Origin of the sequence: Caballeronia sp. LZ003, assembly GCF_031451465.1 — a bacterium.
Taxonomy (GTDB): Bacteria; Pseudomonadota; Gammaproteobacteria; order Burkholderiales; family Burkholderiaceae; genus Caballeronia.
The window spans coordinates 1527046-1547725 of sequence record NZ_JARUXJ010000004.1 but is presented as its reverse complement, the minus strand read 5'-3'; the positions used below and the strand labels follow the sequence as shown (position 1 = coordinate 1547725).

The window sequence follows — 20680 nt, the reverse complement described above, 5'->3', positions numbered from 1 at the left end:
ATACCTAGTTTCAGTCAGCCAACCGTGCTCATTTGCGCCGACACCGGCGTATAATCGAGCCCAGATTCAGCTACCTTCAGCCCGGCCGACGCCGGGCTTTTTTTCGCCTGAACTAGCTCCGACAGCGTGGCTCGAACGTCGGTCAACGTCGCCGACATGTCATTGATTTGTATCTTGGTGACGTTCACTTTCTTGAGGTCGAACACCTTCAGGCAACGAACGAAAAGATCGAGAGTCCGCGCACTGGCAATCACGCCATTCCCATGCTGCAAATAGATTGCACGCGAAATCTTATTCATCGACTCAAAGTCCGAATGGACCAGGGTTCGATAAGACTGCTTCACGAATTCGACGTCTTCGCCGATCAACATGCGGTAGATAGCAGCCGCTTGAACGGATGCAGAACTCCACATGCGCACGTTCGTTGGGCAAAACGCCATCAGGTCGAGATGGAGAGGCTTGACCAAGTCGACATAAGGCGCGACGACAGCGTCTGTCAGACCCGCGTTTTGGCTTCCGTTCCTGATTTTTGCGAGAAGACGCGCAACGGCGACGAGCTTCGTCGTCTCACCTAGGGTGTCTGAAGTCGTTCGCACTGCGCCTTTATCGATGACCATGAACGTGGCTTCGTCCATGCCGGTGGTGACATTCATCATCACGACCTCATCGTCCGGCAACTGGCTGATGAACGTCAGACGGTGTTGCCCGTCGAGCAAGCGGCCGGTCGTCGAGAAGGCAATCCCCTGATGCGTCGTGAGCCACTCTCCACGCTCCCAGGCGCCACGAAGATTCTCGACAACCATCGGACGCAAGCGGCGATTGTCGGTGTTCTTTTCTAGCCACAAGCGAGCTTGTGCAGGACTTACAGCAAGCAGTTGAGTCTTCATTGATTCGCTACCTTCAAGGTTGAAATCGACGTCCGGTCGATCGCGGTTCGCAGGTCATTCATGGCCTGTCGTTCTTCTGGTAAGAAGTCGGTTCGCGCTTCGATCGCTTTCATCGCGAGACGCGCATACATGCAGATCTGTGATTCGGTCTGAAGCTTTTTGAGTTCGGCGCGAATTGCGTCTGCCTTCGGACCGGTTTGTGGACGGCCAGCCGGTTTGTGCTTCTTTGCTTCGCGCAGCATGAATGCGGTGGTCACCTCGCCGGCGGACTGCTTTGCCGTCTCGACGGCCGTTTCGAAGTGAGTGTCAGACATTGACGCCAGCGATTGCCAACGGGACGACTGGTCGCGGGTGATGCCGATGTCGTTTAATGTCGAAGCGTTCGACATTTCAGCCGGCTTACCTTTGGCGGCACGTTCTCCGTTTTCCGCAGACTGCCGAAGCATCTCGCCAGCCTTGCGCTCGGCGCGGACCTTGATCTCGGTCGCCATCTGGATCAGGTCTTGATCCTTCGCTTGACGCGCGTAGGCGGCCATCGCTTCCGCCTTGTCGCGGATGTCTTTCACTTCATCGATGCGCTGGCATTCGGCCAGGGCGTTACGGGCTTGTTCGTATCGGACGAGTTGCATGGATTCGCTCACAGGTCGTGATCGTGACCGCACGGCAGAGAGCCGTCGGCGTTTTGCTTCGCACCGCAACCTATGCATATAGGCACCGGTTGCTCTTCGAAAACTGCCTCGTCAACCTCGCGGTCAAGCAGGTCGTACGCAGCGACCGATTCCGGAAAAGCCATGGGAATAAAATCAGGATTCATTCGCCCTTCTCCGTTTGCATTCGCGCCAGATCCTTGATCACCTCTTCGCTGAGGCCGCCGAAGGTCACCTTGCCGCGCAGCACGAACTCGCCAAATTCCAGAATCGCCGGCACAGAGATTTCTGATTGTTTGGCGCGCTCATCGACGACGACCTCGCGCACGGCCGCCGTGATCTTCTTTTGCAGATCGGCGCTCATCACGACGCCTTCCGATCGGCGATACTCGGGACCGATGCCTTGGTCGGCTCCGGCGCGCTGTAGATCATGTAAGTGAGCGCCAGCATTTCCTGAACACTGCGGTGAATCTCATGCGCGATACCGTCGAGGTCCGCGCGCTCGTTCTGATCGACCCGGCCGTCTTCGGTCGCCTTTCGATGGCAGGTCGCCAGCTCACCGACGCGCTCGACGATGCGCAGGAATTTGTCTTGGATCTGCTCGTTGTCGAGTTGATCTTCGGCCTGCGGCAATGGGATGAACATGCCGCCCGACTGGCGAGCCACTTCCTCTGCGAAAAGCGTCGTATCGCTCACCAGCTGCATCTGAATTGCCATGTCCAGATGAACGCGCTGCGGAGGCGAGCCCTTCTCGTGGACGCGATTGTCCAAGGCAGAAAGCGTGATGCCCAAGGCGTCGGCCATGTCGCTGCGGCCGCCAGCGGCGTTGATCATCTGCAGGAAAATCTGTTTGAAGCCCACGATTTCATACCTCAGTTAGTGGTTCACCCGGATTGCCAGTTGCCGGATACTCTTTCCAACAACAAAAACAACACGCCACGGGTAGAACTAAAAAATGGAAAGCAGCCCTTTCAACGACGTCTGCGGAATTGCTTCGGGTCGTAGTACGTCTTTTTCGGATCGAGGCGCGGGGATTCGCCTCGCATCCGAATTCTTTCTCTTCGATGAAGACCTGCAAGCTCTAAGCAGTCCTTCAGAAACCTTATCCAGCGTGGCTTTCGGCGGAAGTCGAGAACACTCATCAGTTACCTCGCTGCTGCTTCTGGCTTCGCTGTCGCCGCTTTTAGCGCCGTGAATTCGCGCAGCAGGCTCTCGCGAATCTCAGTGAGTCGAACTGGACTCGCGCCGCTCACCGCTGCTTGGCACAGCGCTTCCTCTATTCGCTTCACCTGCGCTGCGCTAGTTACTTGCACCGCTCTCTCCTTTTACTGGTTGGGTCTCAAGCCTCTGGCAGAATCGGGCTGCCACGCCACGAAGACAGCTTTGAACCTGAGACTCCAAACTATGAAACTGCGCGAGCGAATCGCTTTTGTGCTCTGGAAAGACCGACTAGAAATAACGTCAGACGCCGGAGACTGGGTAATGCACTACTCGGTACTTGGGCGAATCAAAAAACTCTGGCGATCAATCTGGCGGTCGAATCACTGGTTCGTCACTGGAACCTTCTCCGCTTTCTGCGCCGTCATCACCACACTGCTCACCAATGCTATTACTGGTCAGCACGGTGACGCGCCCAAGTCCGGAGAGAACAATGAATTTCACGCCGGGGCAGTGAGATTGGAATGCCGCCCGCAGCGCGGCGACCTGCTCCTTTGCCAGCGCTACGTCGGTCGAGACGATAACCGTGTCTCCAGCACTGATTCGAACGCCGCGAGCGATCATCACCCGGACAAGCAATCGACGACGAAGCCATGAAGCCGCCCTTTTCATAACCATCACGCAGCCTCTGCTGTTTGTGCTTTGTCTGTGCTGCGAAGAAAGCCCCAGTCGACGCGAGCATTGAGATGCTCGCAACGCACGCCGGTAAGGCGCTCGACCGTTGGGCAGTGCTCTGCCGGCACCCGCGCCTGTCGGCGCCACTCTTGAATGACTTGGTAACCGGAAAGGTGCAGCGCGCGCGCCATCGCCGACATCGAACCAAAGTGCTCGATTGCTTTTTCAAGTGCTGGGTTCAAGGTGGGCTCGATGGGAGAGTTCATGCACAACATACTATACAAGAATCTCTTGTGTTGCAAGCATATCTTGCATCGACACTAGAAAAACTTGCGGCTAACATCCCGCCATGAACATCCACGAAAAAATCAAACATCTACGCACCGAGGCGAAGCTCTCACAGAAAGAGCTCGGGGCCGCCCTTGGCGTCTCGTACCAGACAGTGCAGCAGTGGGAAAACGGCAAGTCAGGTCCCAGGCGTGAGCGTATGGAGGAAGTAGCGAAAGCGCTGAATACGAGCGCGGAATACCTTTTGTTCGGACCATCGATCTCAGACGCAGGCGCGGATACTTCATCGCCTGGAACAAACGAGACCACAAACGTCCCGGTTCCTCTACAGTATTCTGTAGACGTTAAGAACTTCCGCCGCGTATATGTAGTTGGCCGGGCGCAGGGCGGATTACCTGAGAGAATTTGGACGGACGGGGACTACCCAGTGGGAGCTACAGACGAATACGCGGAGATCGCCACAACGGATCCGCATGCCTTTCTTTCACCCATCCTCGGAACATCAATGGTTCCGAAGTTCAATCCTGGTGATTTTGTTTTTGTCGAGCCAGGGACGCCAATCGAAGTCGAGGACGACGTGCTGGTTCGCCTAGGCACTGGCGAAACGATGATCAAGCGCTTGATTTCGAAGCGTGGAGGGATTCAGTTAGGGTCATACAATGAGCCAGGCACCATGCTTTTTAAGCCCGAGGAGATCACTTGGATGTATTACATCGCGCACTACGTGCCAGCCCGAAAAATCAAACAGCGGATGTGATGAGGCGAGCAATGTTTACAAGGTTTGCGGTGGGGACGATCGCAGCACTAGCGTCAACGTGTTTGTTGGCGTCTTGTATGGCTGACACGGCACAGCGGATCGCCGAACGGCCGCCGATCATCACAAAAACATCGCCGCGACAGGTAGATGCTGTGAGCGGTTGTTTAGAAAATCGCTTTCTGTCCTTTGGAAGCGACCTTAGGGTAATTCGCGGAGAAAACCGCGCCGACCTGCTTTTTGCAATCCCGCAGATGGGCGCAGACCGTTACCCATGGAAGGTGTCCGTGAGGAAGACGGGCGGCGGAGCAACCACCGAGGCGCGCCGATCCGACATTCCTTTCCCGCGCCTGCCAGAAGCGGAAATGCGCGAGGCCATCGAGGACTGTGCCGCTTGACCCGTCTTCGGCGAGCAGAAGTACGTTGATGTGGTGCGGCGGTGTCTCTAGTCGCCTAACTATGAGGGGTTGATATGCACCGTATGGACGAAGGCGACGACGGCGCCCTTGATCAACCAGTAATTGACGCTGGAATTTTCGCAAGATTTGCCGGCGTCAAAGGGATAACCCTAAAGTGTCACAGCTGCGGTCAAGAAGATAAAGGTTGGACGGTCTACAACACGAGCGGCATTCCACCCTCCCTAATCGGAACGCGTCGTAGGCAGATGCTGATCTCGCCACCAGTGATTCAGGTGATTCCCGTGCACTGTAACAACTGCGGCTATGTTCGCGAGTACGACCGGGATGTGATCGTCCGATGGGTTCTGGAGAATTCGAATGGCTAACCCCTATCTGGCATTCAAGGACGGGAATAGAATCGGAGGGAACGACGGCGAACCTCCAAATACGGAAATGGACATCTCCCAACGACTGATCGCGATCGAAACCGTAATGCCGACACTGGCTACCAAGGCTGACCTCGACGTGGGGATGGCCGAGATACGTGCTGATGTCGCTGACATTCGCGTAGACATTCACAAAGCGATCACGGAAAACGCCCGCTGGACCCATACGGCGACAATCGGGATGTTCACAGCGTTTGTACTTGGTGTGCTCGGCCTCTTGTTCACGATTTGGAATGCGACAAAGCAGTCAAAGGAATCCGGCCCAGGTCCCTCGCAGCCACCGATCATAATCAACGTTCCTGCGCCGGCTGCTATTCCTGCGCAAGTACCGCCTTCGAAGTAGCAGCGCCTTTCTTAAACCCTCTTCGCGGCGTTTTCTGCAGCCTCAGTCTTGCCTTCATCGAAACGTCTCCTACACTTGAATCGGCCATAGCTCAACTTCAGTCGTCCACACGACTTGAGGCCATCCCGCACCACTCTCCCCGGTGCGGGATTTTTTTTGCGTGTGCTCTCCTGCGCTGGCAACTCCGTCTCAGGCTCACAACAGCACGCACATCGGGCAAAACGCCGACGTCGAATAAATCCGCCGGCAAATGCAAGATTGTCTTGCATCACAAGAACGTCTTGTGTATTATCCATCTCATGCACTCACCCACCGATCTCGGGAGACGAACATGGGAAAGCTCGCAGCATTAGTAAGCGCCGGTCTCGTCGTTGGCATCCTCGCGACGGCGGGTGGTCTTTGGCTCTTGACCTCTAACCGGGGATAGACGATGGAACGCGCAATCAACGACAACGCTCTGCTCGACATTGCTCGACTGAGCCGCGTTGATCAGATCTACAAGACGATCGGCATGGGCTCGGCCGTCGCAATCTCGATTGGGATGGTTTGGTTCCTCTGTGTCGCAGTTCCGGCCGGCGCGCTCTGGAAATGAGCCTGCTGAAGATCTGGGGTGTCGTCCTCATCGTCGCGGCCGTGTTCCTGGTCATAGATTCCGAGACGTCTCACCGCAAAGCTGAAATGGAACGCTGCGCGCATACGCGCTGCATCTGATAACGCATCCCGAAAAGGCTCACCCTCATGTCCACTTTGCCGATAGTAGTCCTCACCGTTTGGTCGCTTGCCGCAATTATTGCCCTTCTCTTCAATCGCGGCGCCGCTGCTTTCGAAAAGCAGCAGAAGTGGCTTGACTCGGTGCAGATCCAGCGGCCCATCTCGAACTGAATTCCAACCCCCCGCGTGCCGGCGCGTAATCCGGCCGTATCTAGGAGATCGACATGAGCAAGTGGTTCGAAATGAAGGTCGAGACTTGGCAAGTCGTTCTCGTCGAAGTTGAAGACACCGAGGGAGAAGAAGAAGCGATGACGGCTGCTCATGACGAGTTTATGGGCGGCAAAGACGGCCAGATCACTGACGCCATCGAGATCGCCGACGACAACCTCGCATCCGCAAAGAGAAACGCTGACGAAGTGTTGCCTCTCGATTAAAACGGCCGCACGTCCGCCACGTGCATTACACGAGGAGCACCAGAAATGAAGAAGCAAATCGCATTGGCAGTCGTCGCAGCAGCATTCGCATCGTTGTTCAATGTCGCGCACGCCACCGGCGTCGAGGGTGGCATCGTCGTCGGCGCCGGCGCATCGGCATTCGGCGGCAGCGTGTCGGGCTCGGCTGCCAGCATCAGCAACGGCAACGCAGTGACGGCCGCGCAGGTCGGCGGCACGGGCGCTTCGTATCAGAACGCGTTCAACAACACGGGCGGCACGGCAACGATTGGCGGTGGCGTGAATAGCGTCGGCGCGACGGTGGTCACCAACACGACGCAGTTTTCGAACTCAGGTGTAACGGGTTCGGCGGTCGGCAATGCCCCGACGAACGTCGGCAACAGCATCGCGAATGGCGGCGCGGCATACGGCAATACGACGACCGCAGCACAAGGCAGTGGGCAGTTCGCGACCGGCGCTATCGGTGCAGTCGGTGCAATTGGCGGTATCGCAGGAATCAGCTTCATCCACTAAGCGCGGAACATCGGACAACAAGATGCGGGCCGGATGGAACCCGGCCCGCTTCCCGGAGCCACAAATGAAAACGAAATTCATCGCCCTCATAGCGCTCTTCGCGGTTGCACCCGCGATGGCTCAAGTGTCGGGCAACGCAGAGAACACGTCAACCACGTCTTCCGTGGCCGGCGCGACGAATCAAGGCAACGCTCAACAGATCACCTTCAACAGCCCGAACAAGGTCGAGTACAGCGGCAGCTATACGGCGCGCACGACCGGCAATGCGGTCCTCCCTGGCTTCGCAGGCTCGTTCTCTGGTGACTATTGCGGCGGAACGGCTGGCCTTGCCGCTGGCGGACCGGGTTTCGCGGTAAGCGTTGGCGCGCCAAAGATCGACGAGGCGTGCGTGATGCTCCGCACCTTCGAACGCGTGCAGCAAGCCGCGGTATCTGATCCCGAAAACGCAAAAGAACTCCGATCGGCAGCGCTGGACATCCTCGCTTCCATCGACCCGAAAGTCCGCTCGATCTTCGTGAAGCACAAGCTGCTGAAGGGCGAGACGGAAACGACAACGACGAACGCCGATGGCCAGCAAGTCTATGCGGTAGCGCAGCCTGAGTCGACGCGCACTGCATCAGGTAACTGAACAGGAGACGCCGTGAGCACGCTTAAGCCCTACTCCGTCGAGATCAGCATCGTGACCGTCGTAATGGCGACTGATTCGACGCACGCCATGCAGGTCGCTGAGGAAACCGCGCGCGAATCGCTCGGCGACGTGAGCCATACCGACTACGACTATGGATTCGGCCGCGAGATCAAAAGCGAATCGCAGCTTTCGTCGATCGGTTGGGACGGTGATTGCCTGCCCTACGGCGGCGATGGTCGCACGCGGCTTTCGATGATCCTCGGAAACCTGCAGGCGGATGCCGAGGCTGAGCGCGACACGAAGACCATCGACATGTTCGAGGAGAAGAAAGCGTGAGCACGAAACACACTCGCGGCCCATGGATGCTGCTGCCCGATGAAGCCGATAAGCCGTATGTGCGCATTCGCGGCAGCATCGCCGGCACGCGGTTCAAGATCGCCAACGTCCTGAAGCCGATCTATGAAGGGGCGCCCGATTGGGAAGTGGAAGAAACGCGCGCGAATGTCGCTCTCGTCGCCGCTGCGCCTGACCTTCTTGAATTCGCCGAACTGGTGCTTCGTGGCATCGACTCCGGCCATATCAAGGCTGCGCCATTTCTCGATATGAACGCCCTTGTTGGCGATAGCATCCCAATGCGGACGATCGGCGAAGCAGCGCGCGCTGTTATTGCCAAAGCAACCGGAGAGGCACTGTGAGCAGAAGCGGATACAGCGACGATTGCGACGGCTGGGCGCTCATTCGTTGGCGTGGCGCAGTGAACTCGGCAATCAGAGGCGAACGCGGTCAAGCATTTCTGCGCGAGCTCGCGGCAGCGCTCGACGCCATGCCGGAAAAGCGGCTCATCGCCGACGAACTTCAGACGGCAGATGGCGAGTTCTGCACGATCGGCGTGCTCGGCGCCGCGCGCGGCATCGACATGTCGAAGCTCGATCCATATGACCGCCAGTCTGTCGCGGAGGCATTCAATATCGCGCCCGCCCTCGCCGCTGAGATCGTCTTCGAGAACGACGAAGGTCTCTATCCGTGGGATTGGGTAGACGTCGAAGTGTGCGGTCCTTTGCGGCGCTGGGATCAGCGAATCAAATCGGTACGCGTGCCTATACAGCGCGCCGAAGAGCAGCGCTGGCATCGCATGCGCCAATGGGTCGAAAGCCATATCCAGGCAACCGGAGAGAAAGCATAAGACCACCGGGCGCGTATCGCACCCGCGCCCATCAAGGAGAAGAACGTGAGTATGTCGTCGCATCAATCACCGGTCATGATTTCTGACGAGTGGCTAACGCCACCCGAAATCATGGCGAAGCTTGGCGCGTTCGATCTTGATCCGTGCTCGCCGTTGAATCGACCGTGGGATACCGCACGGCGCCACTTTACTGTGGCCGACGACGGCTTGGGCAAGGAATGGTTCGGCCGCGTCTGGATGAACCCGCCGTTCGGACGCGAGGCTACACGCTGGATGAAGAAGATGGCAGATCACGGGAATGGTATCGCGCTGATTCCAGCGCGGACCGAGACGGCGATGTTTTACGAAAGCGTCTGGTCGCGCGCTGACGCGGTGCTGTTCATCAAGGGGCGGCCGCACTTTCACCGCGTAGACGGAACTCGGGCGAGCTTCAACAGCGGCGCGCCGATCTGTTTGGTGGCCTATGGTCAGCGAAATCATGCGGAGTTGCTGAAGAGCGGTCTCGGCGTAGTTGTCGCTGTTCCGCGAAACGCGGCTTGATACGCGCCCATAAAGGAGAAGAACGTGAGATTCGAACGAGGAAGTAATGAATGAGCTGGCTCTTTTCGCGGGCGCTGGTGGAGGAATACTCGGCGGCCATCTGCTTGGATGGCGAACCGTCTGCGCAGTTGAACGTGATGCCTACGCCGCACAGGTTTTGGCACAACGGCAAAACGATGGAGTACTCCGGCCTTTCCCGATTTGGTCTGACGTCACGACTTTTGACGGAACAGCATGGCGCGGAATTGTTGAGGTCATATCTGGCGGCTTTCCGTGCCAAGACATCAGCATCGCCGGAAATGGAGCCGGGCTCGACGGAGCCCGAAGCGGACTTTGGGTCGAAATGGCGCGGATCGTTTGCGAAGTACAGCCAGGCGTCGTGCTCGTGGAAAACAGTCCAATGCTCACTTCTCGCGGACTTGGACGAGTTCTCGGAGACTTGGCCGAGATGGGGTTCGATGCTGAGTGGGGTGTCATATCTGCGGCCGATGTCGGCGCACCACATCTTCGAGAGCGCATCTGGATTGTGGCCTACGCCCGTGGCGAGCGATACCGGATCGCGGCAAAAGCGCTATGCGCAAGGTGGAATGCCTCTAAGCCTCGCGGTGAAGCTTTGGCCTACGCCGACGGCGATGACCAGGACGGGAGGCGCAGCGCTGTGCAAATGGGGCGGCTCGCGATCGAGAGAGAAGCTCCGAACGATGGTGACGCCGGAAGAGTTGAATGGCCCGTTGAACCCGCAGTGGGTCGAATGGCTAATGGGGTGGCCCATCGGGTGGACCGACTTACAGCCCTTGGCAATGGACAAGTACCGCGAGTGGCTGCAGCAGCATTCACCCTGCTCGCCCGATGACACCTAAGGAGAACAAGATGAGCACGAAGACGCAGAGCACGCGCAATCATTGCGGAGATGAATAAATGACGGTTGTATTGGATTTTGATGCGGGCGTGATAGTCGGAGCGCTTGGCGTGATCTTTATTGCATTAGTGACGTGGGCTTGCGCTCACTTCTTTAGCTAAGGATTTGAAATGACAAATGCACTTACCTTGTGGCGAGCAATAGCAGAAGAAGCAGAATGCGTTGTTCAGCGCGGCACTAAGTATCTGATGCTGACCGAAGAAATGTGCGTCCGGCTTGGGACTGCACTTGAAGATATGAGCGACAAGCAAGAGGCGGCACAGCCGATTAGCGATGCCATGATGGATTTAGTAGACCGGCTCGGCAGCGAGGCTAAGAACGTCGATCCGCGCGCGTGGGATCACATGCTTGTATATGTCCCGAAAGCGGAAACGAAATCGCCTGACGGCATCAGCTACGAACACCTGTTCGAACTGGCGAACATGTGCGGTCTTATCGGCGCGTACAGCGTAAAGGAAGTGAACGACAAGGTCGTCGGATATGCGCGGGTCGTTCTCAACGACAGCGCCGTACAGGAAGCATTCGTTCGAGCAAACCGACGTGCACTTGTCACATCTCCCGACAAGGATTTGAAATGACTAAAGAGCAGAAATATGCGTTGCGAATGGCAATAGCGGCTTTCCAAATCGCTGATATGCGCAAATACATTCCGCATATCGAGTCCATCCTTGCCGAGACGAGCGACAAGCAAGAGGCTCCGTATAGCGCGCCATTCACAACGGACGTTCCGCATTGCTGCGGTGATCCTGAGAACTGCAACGATCCGTGTGGACCATTCGAAACGAGCGACAAGCAAGAGGCGGATGATAACGAGATTGCGTGCTCTTCGTGCGGTCTTACGATGAGGGAAGCCCGAATTATTGTCGCCCACCCCATCGCATCCGCTGATGATGCATTACGGCAAGCAAGGATTGAAGCGTTGAAAGAAGCGCGGGATTTAGTTAGCAACGATACCGCCGCTTATCACATTCTTTGCAAGCGCATCGACGCCGCCATCGCAGCTAACCGCGCATCTGAGGAAGGGGAGAAATCGTGAAGAGATACACATTTACCGTCGATGTGACTTCCGTTAGCGGCTATCAAGTTTATTACGTAGACGCGGACAACGAGGATGATGCGCGCACAGAAGTTCAACAAGGCGGCGGTGTTTTTGTATTCGAAGAATTCAGCGTTGAAGACCTTGGAACGTTCGAGCTATCTGACGTTTCAGACATTCCGGAAGACGAGAGCGCATCCACCGACACGAAGGAGAAGACGTGAGCGATAGATACACAGACCCAGCAACATGTTGGTTCAGCAAAGAACAAGCACTTAAAGAACTTGTTGACCTTGGATTCGCTTTTTCCGCAATTGCAGACATGTTGCCAAAAGGCTCCTACGAACGCGAAATGGCAATGAATGCTAGCCGTGGGGTTGATCGCAGAATAGATTATCTGCACGACTCTTTGGTTAAGCTTTTGAATCGCATCGACACGAAGGAGAAGTAGATGAGCGACCGATGCGGAAACATGAATATTTGGAGGCAGTGATGCGCGGATATATCGCAGAGTTCGGCGGCAAGTATTGCATCTGGAGCGAAGACAAACCGCAGACCGAACTGATGGACGAGCCGGATCTCATCGACTCGCTTCGTGCCGACTTGCAGAGGGACGGTATAGATCTCGACATGGCCTTGCACGACTCGCGCATGGCGCGCGTTCGCCAGTATGGCTGCAGCGGCGGTTTGTACGGCCCGACGAAAGCCGACCTGCTCGCGGACAACCGCGCTGGTCCAGACGGATCGCACGTCGCTACCGAAGAAGAAATGGTGCGGCTTTACACGATGAAGGACAGCAGCATGGAATGATCCGCAACATCGAAGAATTCATGCGCGTGGCGCGCGCGTATCTCGGAGTCGAGAAATGGCGAAGCTAGTCTCCCTTGAGCAGTGGGCAGAACTGCTGTTCGGAAAAGAGAAGCCGCATCGGAACACGCTGCGCAACTGGCGTAAAAATGGCCGTATCGTGCCGCAGCCCATCAAATGCGGCGCCAAGTATTTTGTCGAACCGACCGCCGTTTATTACGACGACGCAGGCGAGATGCAACGGAGATTTGGGAATGGCCGCAAGGCGTCGTGAAGCAAAGCGCCGGCACTGGCCCGCGAACCTGTATCAGAACAGCACGGGCTATTTCTACTGGCGCAATCCTGACACCAAGAAGGATTACGGTATTGGCCGCGATCAGGCGAAGGCGTTTGGCGAAGCGCGCGCCGCCAACGCAGAGCTCGAACAGAGTCGAGGCCATCGATCGATCGTGCAGCGCATGACTGCACCGGATGACAGGACGCTGCGCGCCTGGTCGGCAGAGTACGCTGTGATCTATGCGGAGACTCGCAATCCGACACCGAGCACGATGAAGACTGTTCGCGCCGGCATCCGAGCCGTTTGCACCGCGCCGTTCGTCGATAGGCTTCTGAGAGAAGTGAAAACAAGCGAGGTCGCCGACTTTATCCTGACCGCTACCACGGCACGCGGCGCGCCTATGGCCGCTCTGATACGCAAGACCATGCACGACATGTTTCGCGAGGCTGAGACGAAAGGCTTGATCGATGGAGGGAAGAATCCTGTTTCCGTCACGCGGCGGCCCGACATTGAAGTCGTGAGATCGCGGCTCACCCTGGAGAACTTCCTCGCCATCTATAAGCAAGCGCAGAAGTCGCCTGATCCGTGGATCGCGCGAAGCATGGAGTTGGCACTCATCACTGCGCAGCGCCGGGAGGATGTCTCGAAGATGCAGTTTGCCGAGGCGAAAGATGGATTCTTAGCGGTCGTTCAGACCAAGGGACGAGGATCTGTGCGGCTGCGCATTCCGCTGTCGCTTCGACTAGGGGCGATCAAACTGTCGCTTGACGACGTGGTGAAGCGGTGCAGAGACGACGCCGTATCCGCGTACATGCTGCATTACACCGAGACGCGCGGCGGCCAGAGAAGAAGCGCCCGCGTAACAGCTGAAAAACTCACACGAGCATTTGCAGACACCCGCAACTCGACACCGGGTTTAACGTGGGAGGATGGTCGCACACCGGCCTCGTTCCACGAGATTCGGAGTCTTGCGGCACGTCTCTATACCGAGCAGTACGATGCGAAATTCGCTCAGGCGCTCCTCGGTCACAAGTCGGCGGAAATGACGTCTTTGTACCGCGACGTGCGCGGCGCGGAATGGACTGAATTGAAAATTGCCATATAAATACAAATAGACGGATAGTAGACGATTCTAGACGGTGGGCCGCCAGCAAAGGCTTAGCGGGCCGCAACGATTACATGGCATGTAATCATTCACAAGACTTGCGCTTCAATCGCCGCCTTATCGATGACCGACCACACCCGCTCGATACGCTCATCGCGAAACCGATAAAACACGTTCTCGCGAAAGCACACGCGCCGGCCGTTCACGGGCACGCCGAGGAACGTCCCTTTCGGCGAGCAATCGAACAGCAGGCGCGCCGCCACCGTCTGCGCATCCTCAATGAGCAGTTCGATATTGAAATGCAGATCGGGAATCTGCTCGTAATCTCGCTCCAGCATGCCGATATAGCCCGCCAGCGTGCCTGGCACGTCGTTATACGACACCTCGTCGTGAACGAACTGCCCGAGCTTCGTCCAGTCCTTGTCGTTCAGGCAGGCAATGTAGTCGCGGTAAATGAGTGAGAGCATGGGTCGGGCTCCTTGGGGTTGCTGGCAAAGATAACATCGGCTCCTTGCGGCCGTGTTTCGATGCGCGGTGTTTTACGCACTAGGCAAACTTAGCGACGTTTTGTAAAGTCAGCCGAACGCGCATCTCCCTTCAAACTCATCGAGAAACCCGTCCATGACTCAACTCGCATCGAAATCGCTCGGCGGCAAGACCGCGCTCGTCACCGGCTCGACGAGCGGCATCGGCTTAGGCATTGCCACGGCGCTTGCGCAAGCCGGCGCGAATCTCGTGCTCAACGGCTTCGGCGATGTGAACGGCGCCCTCGCGCAGATCGAAGCCATCGGCGTGAAAGCGGTGCATCACGACGCCGATATGACCAAGCCCGCCGAAATCGAAGCCATGCTAGCCTTCGCCAACGAAACCTTCGGCGCGGTCGATATTCTCGTGAACAACGCGGGCATCCAGCATGTCGCGACCATCGACCAGTTCCCGGTGGAACGCTGGGACGCGATCATCGCCATCAATCTCAGCTCGGCGTTTCACACCATGCGCGTCGCGCTGCCCGGCATGCGCGAGCGCGGCTGGGGACGCGTCATCAACATCGCTTCGGTGCACGGACTCGTCGGGTCGGTCGGCAAGTCCGCTTATGTGGCGGCCAAGCACGGCATCCTCGGACTCACGAAGGTCGCCGCGCTCGAAAACGCGCGCAGCGGCGTGACGGTCAACGCCATCTGCCCCGGCTTCGTGCATACGCCGCTCGTGCAGAAGCAGATCGACGATCTCGCCGCACGCGAATCGCTCTCGCCTGACGACGCCCGCGCGAAGTTGCTCGGCGAGAAGCAGCCGTCGGCGCAATTCGTGACGACGGAGCAGATCGGCGATCTCGCCGTGTTCCTCTGCTCCGACGCCGCGAGCGAAATGCGCGGTTCGGAGTTGAAGATCGACGGCGGCTGGAGCGCGCAATAAAGCGCCCGGCGAAGCGGCGCCGATATCGGCACGAAACGCATGCCTCGTCACGCGCACGACGCGCCAATGCGTGCTATCGACGAAGCAGTGAACCGCGTATGACGATCATCATGGAAGTGGCGAAAGCCAGCAGCGAGCAGGCGGATGGATCGCGCAAGTGAATCAGGCAGTCTCGCATCTCGACGATTCGACCCAGCAGAACGCGGCGCTGGTCGAACAGGCGGCGGTGACGGCCAAGCGCCCGGCGAAGCGGGCGGTGGTGCTGGAGGAAGCGGTAAGATTGTTCACGGTCGCCGGCCCAAAAGCGACGGCTTGAGTCGGAGTTGGACCGCGAAGGCTTCCGCGCTTGATAATATCGGGCATTGTCAACAAGGAGTGCCCCACATGACCGCAGAAGCCAACCGGCAAGAAGAAGCGCGCGCGATGGAACGCATCGTCAACGCGACGCGCCAGGTTCAATCCGCCTTTCTTGCCTTGCAGAAGCAGTTCGCGCCCGAAGGCGACGGCCGCCCGACGCAACTCGCGCTGACGGCCTTCGACGCCGCCCTGCAAGAGCTCGAAGAGGCGCAAGCCGCATTCGACACCATGCTCAACGACTTGTTCGACGGCAACCGCTAAGGCGGCGGCAGGCTTCAGCCGTTGCGCAACGCCGGCGCGTCCTCTTCGGGCGCGGACGGTCCTTCGAGCGCGGCTTCGCCATCCGAGGGATCGAGTCCGGTCCATGAGACGCCATCGGTCGATTGACGGCGCGCCGCCGCCACGCATGCCTCGACCAGTTCCTTGAACGACACCGCCGCCGAACTCGTGCGCACCAGCGCTTCGCCCTGCAGCGGACTTTCGGGGAACACGAGTCCCACGATCAGCTCGGCTGCCGGCGCACGCTGATGCAGGCGGCGCAAGAGATTGCGCAGATATGGCGGCGACTCGGCGGCATCGAACGAGACCACGCAGATGATCGACACGCCGTGCAGGTTCACTTCGCCGAAGCGTCCGCGCGAGAAGCGTTCGTAGCCCGCCAGATCGGCGCCCAGCCCGTGCTTCCTAAAGAGTTGCACCGCGATTGTCGCGGCCAGATCGTCCAGTTCGCTGCGCCCTGCAATGCACAACACCGACGCCGTGTGACCTTCCGCTTGCGCATCGAAATGCGGCGGCGGCGCTTCGTAGGCGAGCGGCACCGCTTCGTCCGGCGACTCCAGACTCGCGGGCGGATCTTCGCGATGAGGCGGCGGCAGCACGGCGGTATCGTCGGTTTCCTCCAGCCCTTCGATGATGTCGAGCGCCGACTCGTTGATGCGCCGCAACTGATCCACCGTCACCACGCCGCGCAGCACGTCGTTATGCGCGAGCCGCAAGCCCTCGAGCGCGACTTCGTCGTAGTAAGCGATCAGCGAGCGTTCCGTCAGCAGCGATTCCGCTTGCGCCAGCGCTTCGTCGGGATCGTTGGCAAGCAGGCGCTGATAAAAATTTTCCGCAGGGGTGAGCGCAGGCCGGTCGCCAAACAGCACATCGAGAAATTCGAGGCGATCCACATGGCGCCCGAGAATCACGAGGCACAGCGTGAGCGGCGTCGACAGCACGAGACCTATTGGCCCCCAGATCCAGCTCCAGAAGATTGCCGCGACGATCACCGCGAACGGCGAAAGCCCGGTGCTGTGACCATACAGGAGCGGCTCGACGATCTGTCCCGCCACGATGTCGGTCACGCCGAACAATACGATGGTCCAGATCAGCATGGTCCAGCCGGGGCCAACCGCCGCCGCGAACACCACCGCGACGAGCGCGGCGATCCACGTCCCGACATACGGCACGAAGCGCAGAAGCGCCGTCATCACGCCGAACAGCAATGCGCCCGGCACGCCGATAACCGCGAGCCCAATCGAAATGATGATGCCCACGCTCACGTTGATGCCGAGCTGCGCCAGAAAATAGCGCGAAAGGCGGCGCGCGGCTTCGTCCATCGCGGTGGTTGCCCGATGCAGATCGCGCGAGCCGAATAGGCGTATCAGCCGGTCGCGCAGATCTTCACGCTGCAACAGGATGAACACGGCGACCACCAGCACGATGCCCGTCGTTTCAAGCGGACTGATGACCGGCGAGAGAAAGCGCTGCGCCAGTTCCAGCGGCGACGGCGATGGTTCGTGCACTTCCACCGGCATCGGCTGATCGATCGGCGAGGCGGCGGGATTGTTTTCGGCGGTGCGCTGCTCCTGCTCGCGCGCGGGCGAAATGCGTTTGAGCGCACGCGATGCGCGCCCGAGAAATTCGTCGGCGCGACCGACTGTCAGGCGCTGCACGGAGTCGATCTTGCGTTCTACCGCAACCTGATACTTCGGCAGATCGCCCGCAAGTTGCGCGACCTGCGCGCCGATCAGCGCGCCGACAGCCGTCAGCACCGACAACGCCAGCAACACCGCGACGATCACCGATGGCACTTGCCCGAAGCGAATGCGCCGCAACATATCGACGAAAGGCGCGAGCAGAAAGCTCAGCAGAATCGCGAGGATGATCGGAATAAGTACCGCGCGCCCGAAGTACAAAGCGCATATGACGATGACACCAGTCACCAGCGACGCCAGCGCGCGCAGGCCAGGCGCGTCGGGCGGCAGTATTTTGGCGGGTGGACGGCGCGAGCCGGGTGCGGGAGGCATTTGAATTATTCGCTCGCTCGTGAGGAGGGAAAAGCGTCATCGGCGCAACGGACGTGTCACGCATTTGTCCGCATGAAGCAAGCGTCATGCCGCAATTCGGGTCAAAGGTGAGGGTTTGCGGGGCACCGCTTGGCGGCGCTATGAGGATCATCGAAACAATCAGTTGGCGACGCGGGCACGCAGCGTGCGAAATTGTTGGCCCACTGTCACGCCCATGCGGCACTTTCACGGATAAATCATGGGAGTCGATTCGCCCTGCATCAGCATCTGCAAGTTCGATGAAAAGACGGGCTTCTGCATTGGTTGCCTGCGCACGAAGGAAGAATGCAAGGAATGGAAGAAGATGAAGGACAAGCATCGCGTGCGGATAATCGATGAGCGCGGCCAGCGCAAAGCCAAACTCAAGAAACACAAGAAATAGCGCGCGCTTGAGACAAACGCTGGACTGGTCGACGGTAGGGAGATCAGCGTTTGTGGCACGGCGCGGGTCTAAACTCAAGCAATGCGGACCGCTTCGCGCCGCCACCTCGGGAGTTTTGTCATGAACGTTCGCCTTTGTGTTTTTACGGGCTTGTTGGTCGCGGCGTCGAGCGCGTTTGCGCAGTTGCATCCGCCGAGTGCGGAAACGGATATGAGCGCGCCTCAGAACAACCCCAAGCTCATGCCGGATGCGCCGCTTGGAAGCCAGTACCCGACGCACGGGAATGCGCAGGCGGGAGAGTTGAATTTGAATCCGAGCGATCCGCGAGCGCAACTAGTCAATGGACTGCCTAACAACGCGAATAGTGGCGGGTATGGGTCGCCGCTGGCGGGGAACAAGGCGAATGTGCCGCCCCAGAATTAAGGTTGCGCGTGGCCCGCGGCGCCTGGTGCGCGTAGCAGTCTCGTCAACAATGAGCGCGCTTGCCCGGTAACTATTCCAAATCGCAGCTGATACGACCGTTCGCTTCGTTGGCTCGGCCACACGGCGCAAGGCGCTGTGTTTATCGCGTGCTGATGGCACTGTCCTTGCATAGGAAGCTAGCAACTCAACCAACGCGCGAACGGGGCGACTTATGCAAATTCTGGTGTTGGACGACGATCGCGATTTCGCGGCAGGCATTGCTTCGCTGATCGGCAAACTGGGGCATCAGGTTCAGCTTGCTCACGATTGCGGCGTCGCACGCGAACTTGCGCATGCACATACCTTCGATGTGATCCTCGCGGATGTCGAGCTACCCGATGGCGACGGCCGTGAAATGTGTGAGGGCTTGCGGGCCGAAGGCGCTTCTCACGATGCATACATGATCGCGATGACAGGGCGCACGGAATTGGGCGACAACGACTTTCCGTCGTTCGATGGCTATATGCATAAGCCGGTGACGTTTAGTGGTCTCGAACGAGCGCTGGAGGAGTGGCAGGCTGCAGCGGGGCTGGATTGATAGCGTAGGCGCGGCGGCGCGATGCTGAACAGAACGCGCACTCGCCATAAACGAACATCTATCCGACAGTTCCGGCATAGTCGCGAAGACGTTGCTATCGGTCGTGCAGCGGCATAGATCGACTTGCGCTTTAGGCGCTCGTTACTAGCTTAGGGCTCGGCTCATTTCGCTCAGCGGCATATGTTGGATGCTGTCCAGGAGCCGAATTTCACCGGCGCTAGGCTGAGCAACAATGTTGACCTCTGCGCGCGTTCGTCCAATGGCGCCGGGCAGTTCAGCGAGCATCTTTTCCAAGTCCTTCTCCGCGCCCGACGCACGCATTCCGAGTTCCTCAGCAAACGCCAGCACATTTGCACGCGATATCTCGGCAAAGCGCCTTGCGTTGCCGATGGGCATGGAGAGCTCCACATGAGGCCAGCGCTCGCCGTGTTCATGGTGCGAGGGCGTGTTATAGACGACTGTACTGACGAGATCATAGAAGGGTGCAAGTGCGTAGCCGGAAGAACGCGAGAAAAACGAAACGTTCTTCAGATGTGCATCCGCATTGCCCACGAGGACGTTGAACACAGTCCATCTAAAAAGCGCGAGTCGGGCCAATGCTTTCGTTCCGAGCAGGGACACACATTCTCCAAGCGCTTTGGCGCTGGCGTTGTTGTATTTGAACGCTTTATCCTTGTTAAGCAGTTGGGTCGCATCGAGCGTGTGAATTCGCGACATTGGTGCGCTCGCGACGTCACGATCAAAGCGGTCGATGACGTAACACGCCGAAGGCACGCGCAGAAAATGGGTATTGGGTATGGGCAAGCTCAACTGGCGCGCCAGCCGCGCGCAAAAGAACTCGTTGATGGCCGAATGAGGATAGCCGGCCATCCGCATATCCGGCTTGAGTAGATGCATGGAAGGCTCGGCGCCCACTGGCTCGAACAACTCATGTTTAGGGTGCTCCCCCGTCAGAATGATGAGCAGCTTTTGCTGAGCACCTGCCGCCGACATTCGCTTCGGCGAAGTCGCAGTCAGCGCGTGTGTCGGCATTGCCTGAATGCGCCTCTCGAGTTCTTCCAGCGCCAGCGGGGCCCGGTCAGCTCTAGGCTCGGTTTCACCCTCGGCCATTAGCGAAAGCGCACCGGCGGTTTCGCGACCGTAATAAGCGAGTAATCCCCATGCGTCGCTGGCATCCATCGACGCTTCCTTTGCGAGCGCCTCGCGCATGGCTTCTTCTGGAAGCAGGTTGTCGAAGAACCATTGCACAGGGCGCTTTGACGAGCCATCGACGACGCAGTCGCTGCTTAAAGGTAAAGCCGGCGATAGAGGAAAGGCATCCTTCGCTGCGACCCAGTGAGGATCATAGCCAAAGCTCCAGACACCGTTTTCATCGATTAGCGTACCAACGCGTCGCCCGTTGGCATAAGCAATCAAAGTTCGAGACGTCAC

At 58.4% G+C, this 20680-nt stretch carries 37 protein-coding genes and 1 pseudogene; 29 read left to right on the top strand and 9 right to left on the bottom strand.

Annotation, left to right across the window (positions count from 1 at the left end):
• Positions 1-14: 14 nt before the first annotated feature.
• The 5 genes from QCE79_RS30945 to QCE79_RS30925 are packed head-to-tail and all read right to left on the bottom strand — an operon-like array spanning position 15 to position 2395.
• Positions 15-887 (bottom strand): hypothetical protein, encoded by an 873-nt coding sequence (locus QCE79_RS30945; protein ID WP_309850477.1) that lies wholly within the window; start codon positions 885-887, stop codon positions 15-17.
• Positions 884-1528 carry a hypothetical protein gene (locus tag QCE79_RS30940; protein ID WP_309850474.1) on the bottom strand — a complete coding sequence of 215 codons (645 nt, stop codon included), beginning with the start codon at positions 1526-1528 and terminating at the stop codon, positions 884-886. Before QCE79_RS30940 ends, QCE79_RS30945 begins: the two co-directional genes overlap by 4 nt.
• Positions 1525-1701, bottom strand: a complete 177-nt coding sequence (locus QCE79_RS30935; RefSeq protein ID WP_309850472.1) for a hypothetical protein — start codon at positions 1699-1701, stop codon at positions 1525-1527. Before QCE79_RS30935 ends, QCE79_RS30940 begins: the two co-directional genes overlap by 4 nt.
• Positions 1698-1898, bottom strand: coding sequence for a hypothetical protein (locus tag QCE79_RS30930; protein ID WP_309850467.1), 201 nt, complete (start codon positions 1896-1898; stop codon positions 1698-1700). Before QCE79_RS30930 ends, QCE79_RS30935 begins: the two co-directional genes overlap by 4 nt.
• Complete coding sequence (locus tag QCE79_RS30925) at positions 1898-2395, bottom strand: YmfL family putative regulatory protein (RefSeq protein ID WP_309850464.1); 498 nt, start codon at positions 2393-2395, stop codon at positions 1898-1900. The genes QCE79_RS30930 and QCE79_RS30925 overlap by 1 nt, the downstream gene beginning before the upstream one ends.
• 94 nt (positions 2396-2489) lie before the next feature.
• Here QCE79_RS30925 and QCE79_RS30920 point away from each other — a divergent pair, with 94 nt between their 5' ends.
• Positions 2490-2729 carry a hypothetical protein gene (locus QCE79_RS30920; protein ID WP_309850461.1) on the top strand — a complete coding sequence of 80 codons (240 nt, stop codon included), beginning with the start codon at positions 2490-2492 and terminating at the stop codon, positions 2727-2729.
• Between the two features lie 188 nt (positions 2730-2917).
• A complete protein-coding gene (locus QCE79_RS30915) occupies positions 2918-3349 on the top strand; it encodes a hypothetical protein (protein ID WP_309850458.1) in 432 nt (143 codons plus the stop codon).
• A gap of 20 nt (positions 3350-3369) precedes the next feature.
• Here QCE79_RS30915 and QCE79_RS30910 read toward each other — a convergent pair whose 3' ends face one another.
• A complete protein-coding gene (locus tag QCE79_RS30910; protein ID WP_309850455.1) occupies positions 3370-3609 on the bottom strand; it encodes a YdaS family helix-turn-helix protein in 240 nt (79 codons plus the stop codon).
• Positions 3610-3716: 107 nt separating this feature from the next.
• On the opposite strand from QCE79_RS30910, the gene QCE79_RS30905 reads away from it, so the two are divergent.
• From QCE79_RS30905 to QCE79_RS30805, 21 genes are all read left to right on the top strand, one after another.
• On the top strand, positions 3717-4412 hold the full coding sequence (locus tag QCE79_RS30905) for a helix-turn-helix domain-containing protein (protein ID WP_309850453.1): 696 nt from the start codon (positions 3717-3719) through the stop codon (positions 4410-4412).
• A gap of 77 nt (positions 4413-4489) precedes the next feature.
• Entirely contained in the window at positions 4490-4807 is a 318-nt protein-coding gene (locus tag QCE79_RS30900) for a hypothetical protein (protein ID WP_309850450.1), read from the top strand.
• Between the two features lie 378 nt (positions 4808-5185).
• A complete protein-coding gene (locus tag QCE79_RS30895) occupies positions 5186-5596 on the top strand; it encodes a hypothetical protein (RefSeq protein WP_309850448.1) in 411 nt (136 codons plus the stop codon).
• Between the two features lie 430 nt (positions 5597-6026).
• Positions 6027-6188 carry a hypothetical protein gene (locus QCE79_RS30890; protein WP_309850445.1) on the top strand — a complete coding sequence of 54 codons (162 nt, stop codon included), beginning with the start codon at positions 6027-6029 and terminating at the stop codon, positions 6186-6188.
• The gene (locus QCE79_RS30885) at positions 6185-6307 is read left to right on the top strand and encodes a hypothetical protein (RefSeq protein WP_284509394.1); all 123 of its coding nucleotides are present in this window, start codon (positions 6185-6187) and stop codon (positions 6305-6307) included. The genes QCE79_RS30890 and QCE79_RS30885 overlap by 4 nt, the downstream gene beginning before the upstream one ends.
• 27 nt (positions 6308-6334) lie before the next feature.
• Entirely contained in the window at positions 6335-6478 is a 144-nt protein-coding gene (locus tag QCE79_RS30880) for a hypothetical protein (RefSeq protein ID WP_309850440.1), read from the top strand.
• A 53-nt stretch (positions 6479-6531) separates the two neighbouring features.
• Positions 6532-6741 (top strand): hypothetical protein, encoded by a 210-nt coding sequence (locus QCE79_RS30875; RefSeq protein ID WP_309850437.1) that lies wholly within the window; start codon positions 6532-6534, stop codon positions 6739-6741.
• Positions 6742-6786: 45 nt separating this feature from the next.
• On the top strand, positions 6787-7272 hold the full coding sequence (locus tag QCE79_RS30870; RefSeq protein WP_309850435.1) for a hypothetical protein: 486 nt from the start codon (positions 6787-6789) through the stop codon (positions 7270-7272).
• Positions 7273-7336: 64 nt separating this feature from the next.
• The gene (locus tag QCE79_RS30865; RefSeq protein ID WP_309850433.1) at positions 7337-7900 is read left to right on the top strand and encodes a hypothetical protein; all 564 of its coding nucleotides are present in this window, start codon (positions 7337-7339) and stop codon (positions 7898-7900) included.
• A gap of 12 nt (positions 7901-7912) precedes the next feature.
• Positions 7913-8236: a hypothetical protein gene (locus QCE79_RS30860; RefSeq protein WP_309850430.1), complete on the top strand. Its 324-nt coding sequence runs from the start codon at positions 7913-7915 to the stop codon at positions 8234-8236.
• On the top strand, positions 8233-8595 hold the full coding sequence (locus tag QCE79_RS30855) for a hypothetical protein (RefSeq protein ID WP_309850427.1): 363 nt from the start codon (positions 8233-8235) through the stop codon (positions 8593-8595). Before QCE79_RS30860 ends, QCE79_RS30855 begins: the two co-directional genes overlap by 4 nt.
• Positions 8592-9083: a hypothetical protein gene (locus QCE79_RS30850; protein WP_309850424.1), complete on the top strand. Its 492-nt coding sequence runs from the start codon at positions 8592-8594 to the stop codon at positions 9081-9083. The genes QCE79_RS30855 and QCE79_RS30850 overlap by 4 nt, the downstream gene beginning before the upstream one ends.
• A gap of 51 nt (positions 9084-9134) precedes the next feature.
• On the top strand, positions 9135-9623 hold the full coding sequence (locus QCE79_RS30845; RefSeq protein WP_309850671.1) for a DNA N-6-adenine-methyltransferase: 489 nt from the start codon (positions 9135-9137) through the stop codon (positions 9621-9623).
• A gap of 46 nt (positions 9624-9669) precedes the next feature.
• Positions 9670-10476, top strand: a complete 807-nt coding sequence (locus tag QCE79_RS30840; RefSeq protein ID WP_404989434.1) for a DNA cytosine methyltransferase — start codon at positions 9670-9672, stop codon at positions 10474-10476.
• A gap of 176 nt (positions 10477-10652) precedes the next feature.
• Positions 10653-11120, top strand: coding sequence for a hypothetical protein (locus tag QCE79_RS30835; RefSeq protein ID WP_309850418.1), 468 nt, complete (start codon positions 10653-10655; stop codon positions 11118-11120).
• A complete protein-coding gene (locus QCE79_RS30830) occupies positions 11117-11578 on the top strand; it encodes a hypothetical protein (RefSeq protein WP_309850416.1) in 462 nt (153 codons plus the stop codon). The genes QCE79_RS30835 and QCE79_RS30830 overlap by 4 nt, the downstream gene beginning before the upstream one ends.
• Positions 11575-11802 carry a hypothetical protein gene (locus tag QCE79_RS30825; protein WP_309850414.1) on the top strand — a complete coding sequence of 76 codons (228 nt, stop codon included), beginning with the start codon at positions 11575-11577 and terminating at the stop codon, positions 11800-11802. The genes QCE79_RS30830 and QCE79_RS30825 overlap by 4 nt, the downstream gene beginning before the upstream one ends.
• A complete protein-coding gene (locus tag QCE79_RS30820) occupies positions 11799-12029 on the top strand; it encodes a hypothetical protein (protein WP_309850412.1) in 231 nt (76 codons plus the stop codon). The genes QCE79_RS30825 and QCE79_RS30820 overlap by 4 nt, the downstream gene beginning before the upstream one ends.
• Positions 12030-12070: 41 nt before the next feature.
• Positions 12071-12388 (top strand): hypothetical protein, encoded by a 318-nt coding sequence (locus tag QCE79_RS30815; protein WP_309850409.1) that lies wholly within the window; start codon positions 12071-12073, stop codon positions 12386-12388.
• 55 nt (positions 12389-12443) lie between these two features.
• Complete coding sequence (locus QCE79_RS30810) at positions 12444-12659, top strand: excisionase (RefSeq protein ID WP_244828932.1); 216 nt, start codon at positions 12444-12446, stop codon at positions 12657-12659.
• Positions 12640-13767: a tyrosine-type recombinase/integrase gene (locus QCE79_RS30805; RefSeq protein ID WP_309850404.1), complete on the top strand. Its 1128-nt coding sequence runs from the start codon at positions 12640-12642 to the stop codon at positions 13765-13767. The genes QCE79_RS30810 and QCE79_RS30805 overlap by 20 nt, the downstream gene beginning before the upstream one ends.
• An 89-nt stretch (positions 13768-13856) precedes the next feature.
• Here the strand turns inward: QCE79_RS30805 and QCE79_RS30800 are convergent, their stop codons facing one another.
• Complete coding sequence (locus QCE79_RS30800; protein ID WP_309850401.1) at positions 13857-14234, bottom strand: ester cyclase; 378 nt, start codon at positions 14232-14234, stop codon at positions 13857-13859.
• A gap of 154 nt (positions 14235-14388) precedes the next feature.
• Here QCE79_RS30800 and QCE79_RS30795 point away from each other — a divergent pair, with 154 nt between their 5' ends.
• The 3 genes and pseudogenes from QCE79_RS30795 to QCE79_RS30785 all read left to right on the top strand — a co-directional run bounded on the left by QCE79_RS30795 (position 14389) and on the right by QCE79_RS30785 (position 15798).
• A complete protein-coding gene (locus tag QCE79_RS30795; protein WP_309850399.1) occupies positions 14389-15180 on the top strand; it encodes a 3-hydroxybutyrate dehydrogenase in 792 nt (263 codons plus the stop codon).
• A gap of 66 nt (positions 15181-15246) precedes the next feature.
• A pseudogene (locus QCE79_RS39410) lies at positions 15247-15496 on the top strand (chemotaxis protein); the annotation flags it as partial.
• A gap of 68 nt (positions 15497-15564) precedes the next feature.
• Entirely contained in the window at positions 15565-15798 is a 234-nt protein-coding gene (locus QCE79_RS30785) for a hypothetical protein (RefSeq protein WP_244828936.1), read from the top strand.
• A 14-nt stretch (positions 15799-15812) separates the two neighbouring features.
• Here the strand turns inward: QCE79_RS30785 and QCE79_RS30780 are convergent, their stop codons facing one another.
• Positions 15813-17828 (bottom strand): AI-2E family transporter, encoded by a 2016-nt coding sequence (locus QCE79_RS30780; RefSeq protein WP_244828937.1) that lies wholly within the window; start codon positions 17826-17828, stop codon positions 15813-15815.
• A gap of 238 nt (positions 17829-18066) precedes the next feature.
• Between QCE79_RS30780 and QCE79_RS30775 the strand changes: the two genes are divergently transcribed.
• From QCE79_RS30775 to QCE79_RS30765, 3 genes are all read left to right on the top strand, one after another.
• On the top strand, positions 18067-18249 hold the full coding sequence (locus tag QCE79_RS30775; RefSeq protein ID WP_309850393.1) for a DUF1289 domain-containing protein: 183 nt from the start codon (positions 18067-18069) through the stop codon (positions 18247-18249).
• 120 nt (positions 18250-18369) lie between these two features.
• Positions 18370-18672, top strand: a complete 303-nt coding sequence (locus QCE79_RS30770) for a hypothetical protein (protein ID WP_404989433.1) — start codon at positions 18370-18372, stop codon at positions 18670-18672.
• Between the two features lie 211 nt (positions 18673-18883).
• Complete coding sequence (locus tag QCE79_RS30765) at positions 18884-19249, top strand: response regulator (RefSeq protein ID WP_244828939.1); 366 nt, start codon at positions 18884-18886, stop codon at positions 19247-19249.
• 144 nt (positions 19250-19393) lie between these two features.
• On the opposite strand, the gene QCE79_RS30760 is transcribed toward QCE79_RS30765, so the two are convergent.
• Complete coding sequence (locus QCE79_RS30760; RefSeq protein ID WP_309850390.1) at positions 19394-20680, bottom strand: HipA domain-containing protein; 1287 nt, start codon at positions 20678-20680, stop codon at positions 19394-19396.

Excerpts from the sequence above, each read along its gene's own strand:
- QCE79_RS30945 (WP_309850477.1), bottom strand. The coding sequence starts at position 887 with ATGAAGACTCAACTGCTTGCTGTAAGTCCTGCACAAGCTCGCTTGTGG.
- QCE79_RS30935 (WP_309850472.1), bottom strand. The coding sequence starts at position 1,701 with ATGAATCCTGATTTTATTCCCATGGCTTTTCCGGAATCGGTCGCTGCG.
- QCE79_RS30930 (WP_309850467.1), bottom strand. The coding sequence starts at position 1,898 with ATGAGCGCCGATCTGCAAAAGAAGATCACGGCGGCCGTGCGCGAGGTC.
- QCE79_RS30920 (WP_309850461.1), top strand. The coding sequence starts at position 2,490 with ATGGAAAGCAGCCCTTTCAACGACGTCTGCGGAATTGCTTCGGGTCGT.
- QCE79_RS30905 (WP_309850453.1), top strand. The coding sequence starts at position 3,717 with ATGAACATCCACGAAAAAATCAAACATCTACGCACCGAGGCGAAGCTC.
- QCE79_RS30900 (WP_309850450.1), top strand. The coding sequence starts at position 4,490 with ATGGCTGACACGGCACAGCGGATCGCCGAACGGCCGCCGATCATCACA.
- QCE79_RS30895 (WP_309850448.1), top strand. The coding sequence starts at position 5,186 with ATGGCTAACCCCTATCTGGCATTCAAGGACGGGAATAGAATCGGAGGG.
- QCE79_RS30890 (WP_309850445.1), top strand. The coding sequence starts at position 6,027 with ATGGAACGCGCAATCAACGACAACGCTCTGCTCGACATTGCTCGACTG.
- QCE79_RS30885 (WP_284509394.1), top strand. The coding sequence starts at position 6,185 with ATGAGCCTGCTGAAGATCTGGGGTGTCGTCCTCATCGTCGCGGCCGTG.
- QCE79_RS30880 (WP_309850440.1), top strand. The coding sequence starts at position 6,335 with ATGTCCACTTTGCCGATAGTAGTCCTCACCGTTTGGTCGCTTGCCGCA.
- QCE79_RS30875 (WP_309850437.1), top strand. The coding sequence starts at position 6,532 with ATGAGCAAGTGGTTCGAAATGAAGGTCGAGACTTGGCAAGTCGTTCTC.
- QCE79_RS30870 (WP_309850435.1), top strand. The coding sequence starts at position 6,787 with ATGAAGAAGCAAATCGCATTGGCAGTCGTCGCAGCAGCATTCGCATCG.
- QCE79_RS30865 (WP_309850433.1), top strand. The coding sequence starts at position 7,337 with ATGAAAACGAAATTCATCGCCCTCATAGCGCTCTTCGCGGTTGCACCC.
- QCE79_RS30845 (WP_309850671.1), top strand. The coding sequence starts at position 9,135 with ATGTCGTCGCATCAATCACCGGTCATGATTTCTGACGAGTGGCTAACG.
- QCE79_RS30840 (WP_404989434.1), top strand. The coding sequence starts at position 9,670 with ATGAATGAGCTGGCTCTTTTCGCGGGCGCTGGTGGAGGAATACTCGGC.
- QCE79_RS30835 (WP_309850418.1), top strand. The coding sequence starts at position 10,653 with ATGACAAATGCACTTACCTTGTGGCGAGCAATAGCAGAAGAAGCAGAA.
- QCE79_RS30830 (WP_309850416.1), top strand. The coding sequence starts at position 11,117 with ATGACTAAAGAGCAGAAATATGCGTTGCGAATGGCAATAGCGGCTTTC.
- QCE79_RS30815 (WP_309850409.1), top strand. The coding sequence starts at position 12,071 with ATGCGCGGATATATCGCAGAGTTCGGCGGCAAGTATTGCATCTGGAGC.
- QCE79_RS30810 (WP_244828932.1), top strand. The coding sequence starts at position 12,444 with ATGGCGAAGCTAGTCTCCCTTGAGCAGTGGGCAGAACTGCTGTTCGGA.
- QCE79_RS30805 (WP_309850404.1), top strand. The coding sequence starts at position 12,640 with ATGGCCGCAAGGCGTCGTGAAGCAAAGCGCCGGCACTGGCCCGCGAAC.
- QCE79_RS30800 (WP_309850401.1), bottom strand. The coding sequence starts at position 14,234 with ATGCTCTCACTCATTTACCGCGACTACATTGCCTGCCTGAACGACAAG.
- QCE79_RS30795 (WP_309850399.1), top strand. The coding sequence starts at position 14,389 with ATGACTCAACTCGCATCGAAATCGCTCGGCGGCAAGACCGCGCTCGTC.
- QCE79_RS30785 (WP_244828936.1), top strand. The coding sequence starts at position 15,565 with ATGACCGCAGAAGCCAACCGGCAAGAAGAAGCGCGCGCGATGGAACGC.
- QCE79_RS30780 (WP_244828937.1), bottom strand. The coding sequence starts at position 17,828 with ATGCCTCCCGCACCCGGCTCGCGCCGTCCACCCGCCAAAATACTGCCG.
- QCE79_RS30775 (WP_309850393.1), top strand. The coding sequence starts at position 18,067 with ATGGGAGTCGATTCGCCCTGCATCAGCATCTGCAAGTTCGATGAAAAG.
- QCE79_RS30770 (WP_404989433.1), top strand. The coding sequence starts at position 18,370 with ATGAACGTTCGCCTTTGTGTTTTTACGGGCTTGTTGGTCGCGGCGTCG.
- QCE79_RS30765 (WP_244828939.1), top strand. The coding sequence starts at position 18,884 with ATGCAAATTCTGGTGTTGGACGACGATCGCGATTTCGCGGCAGGCATT.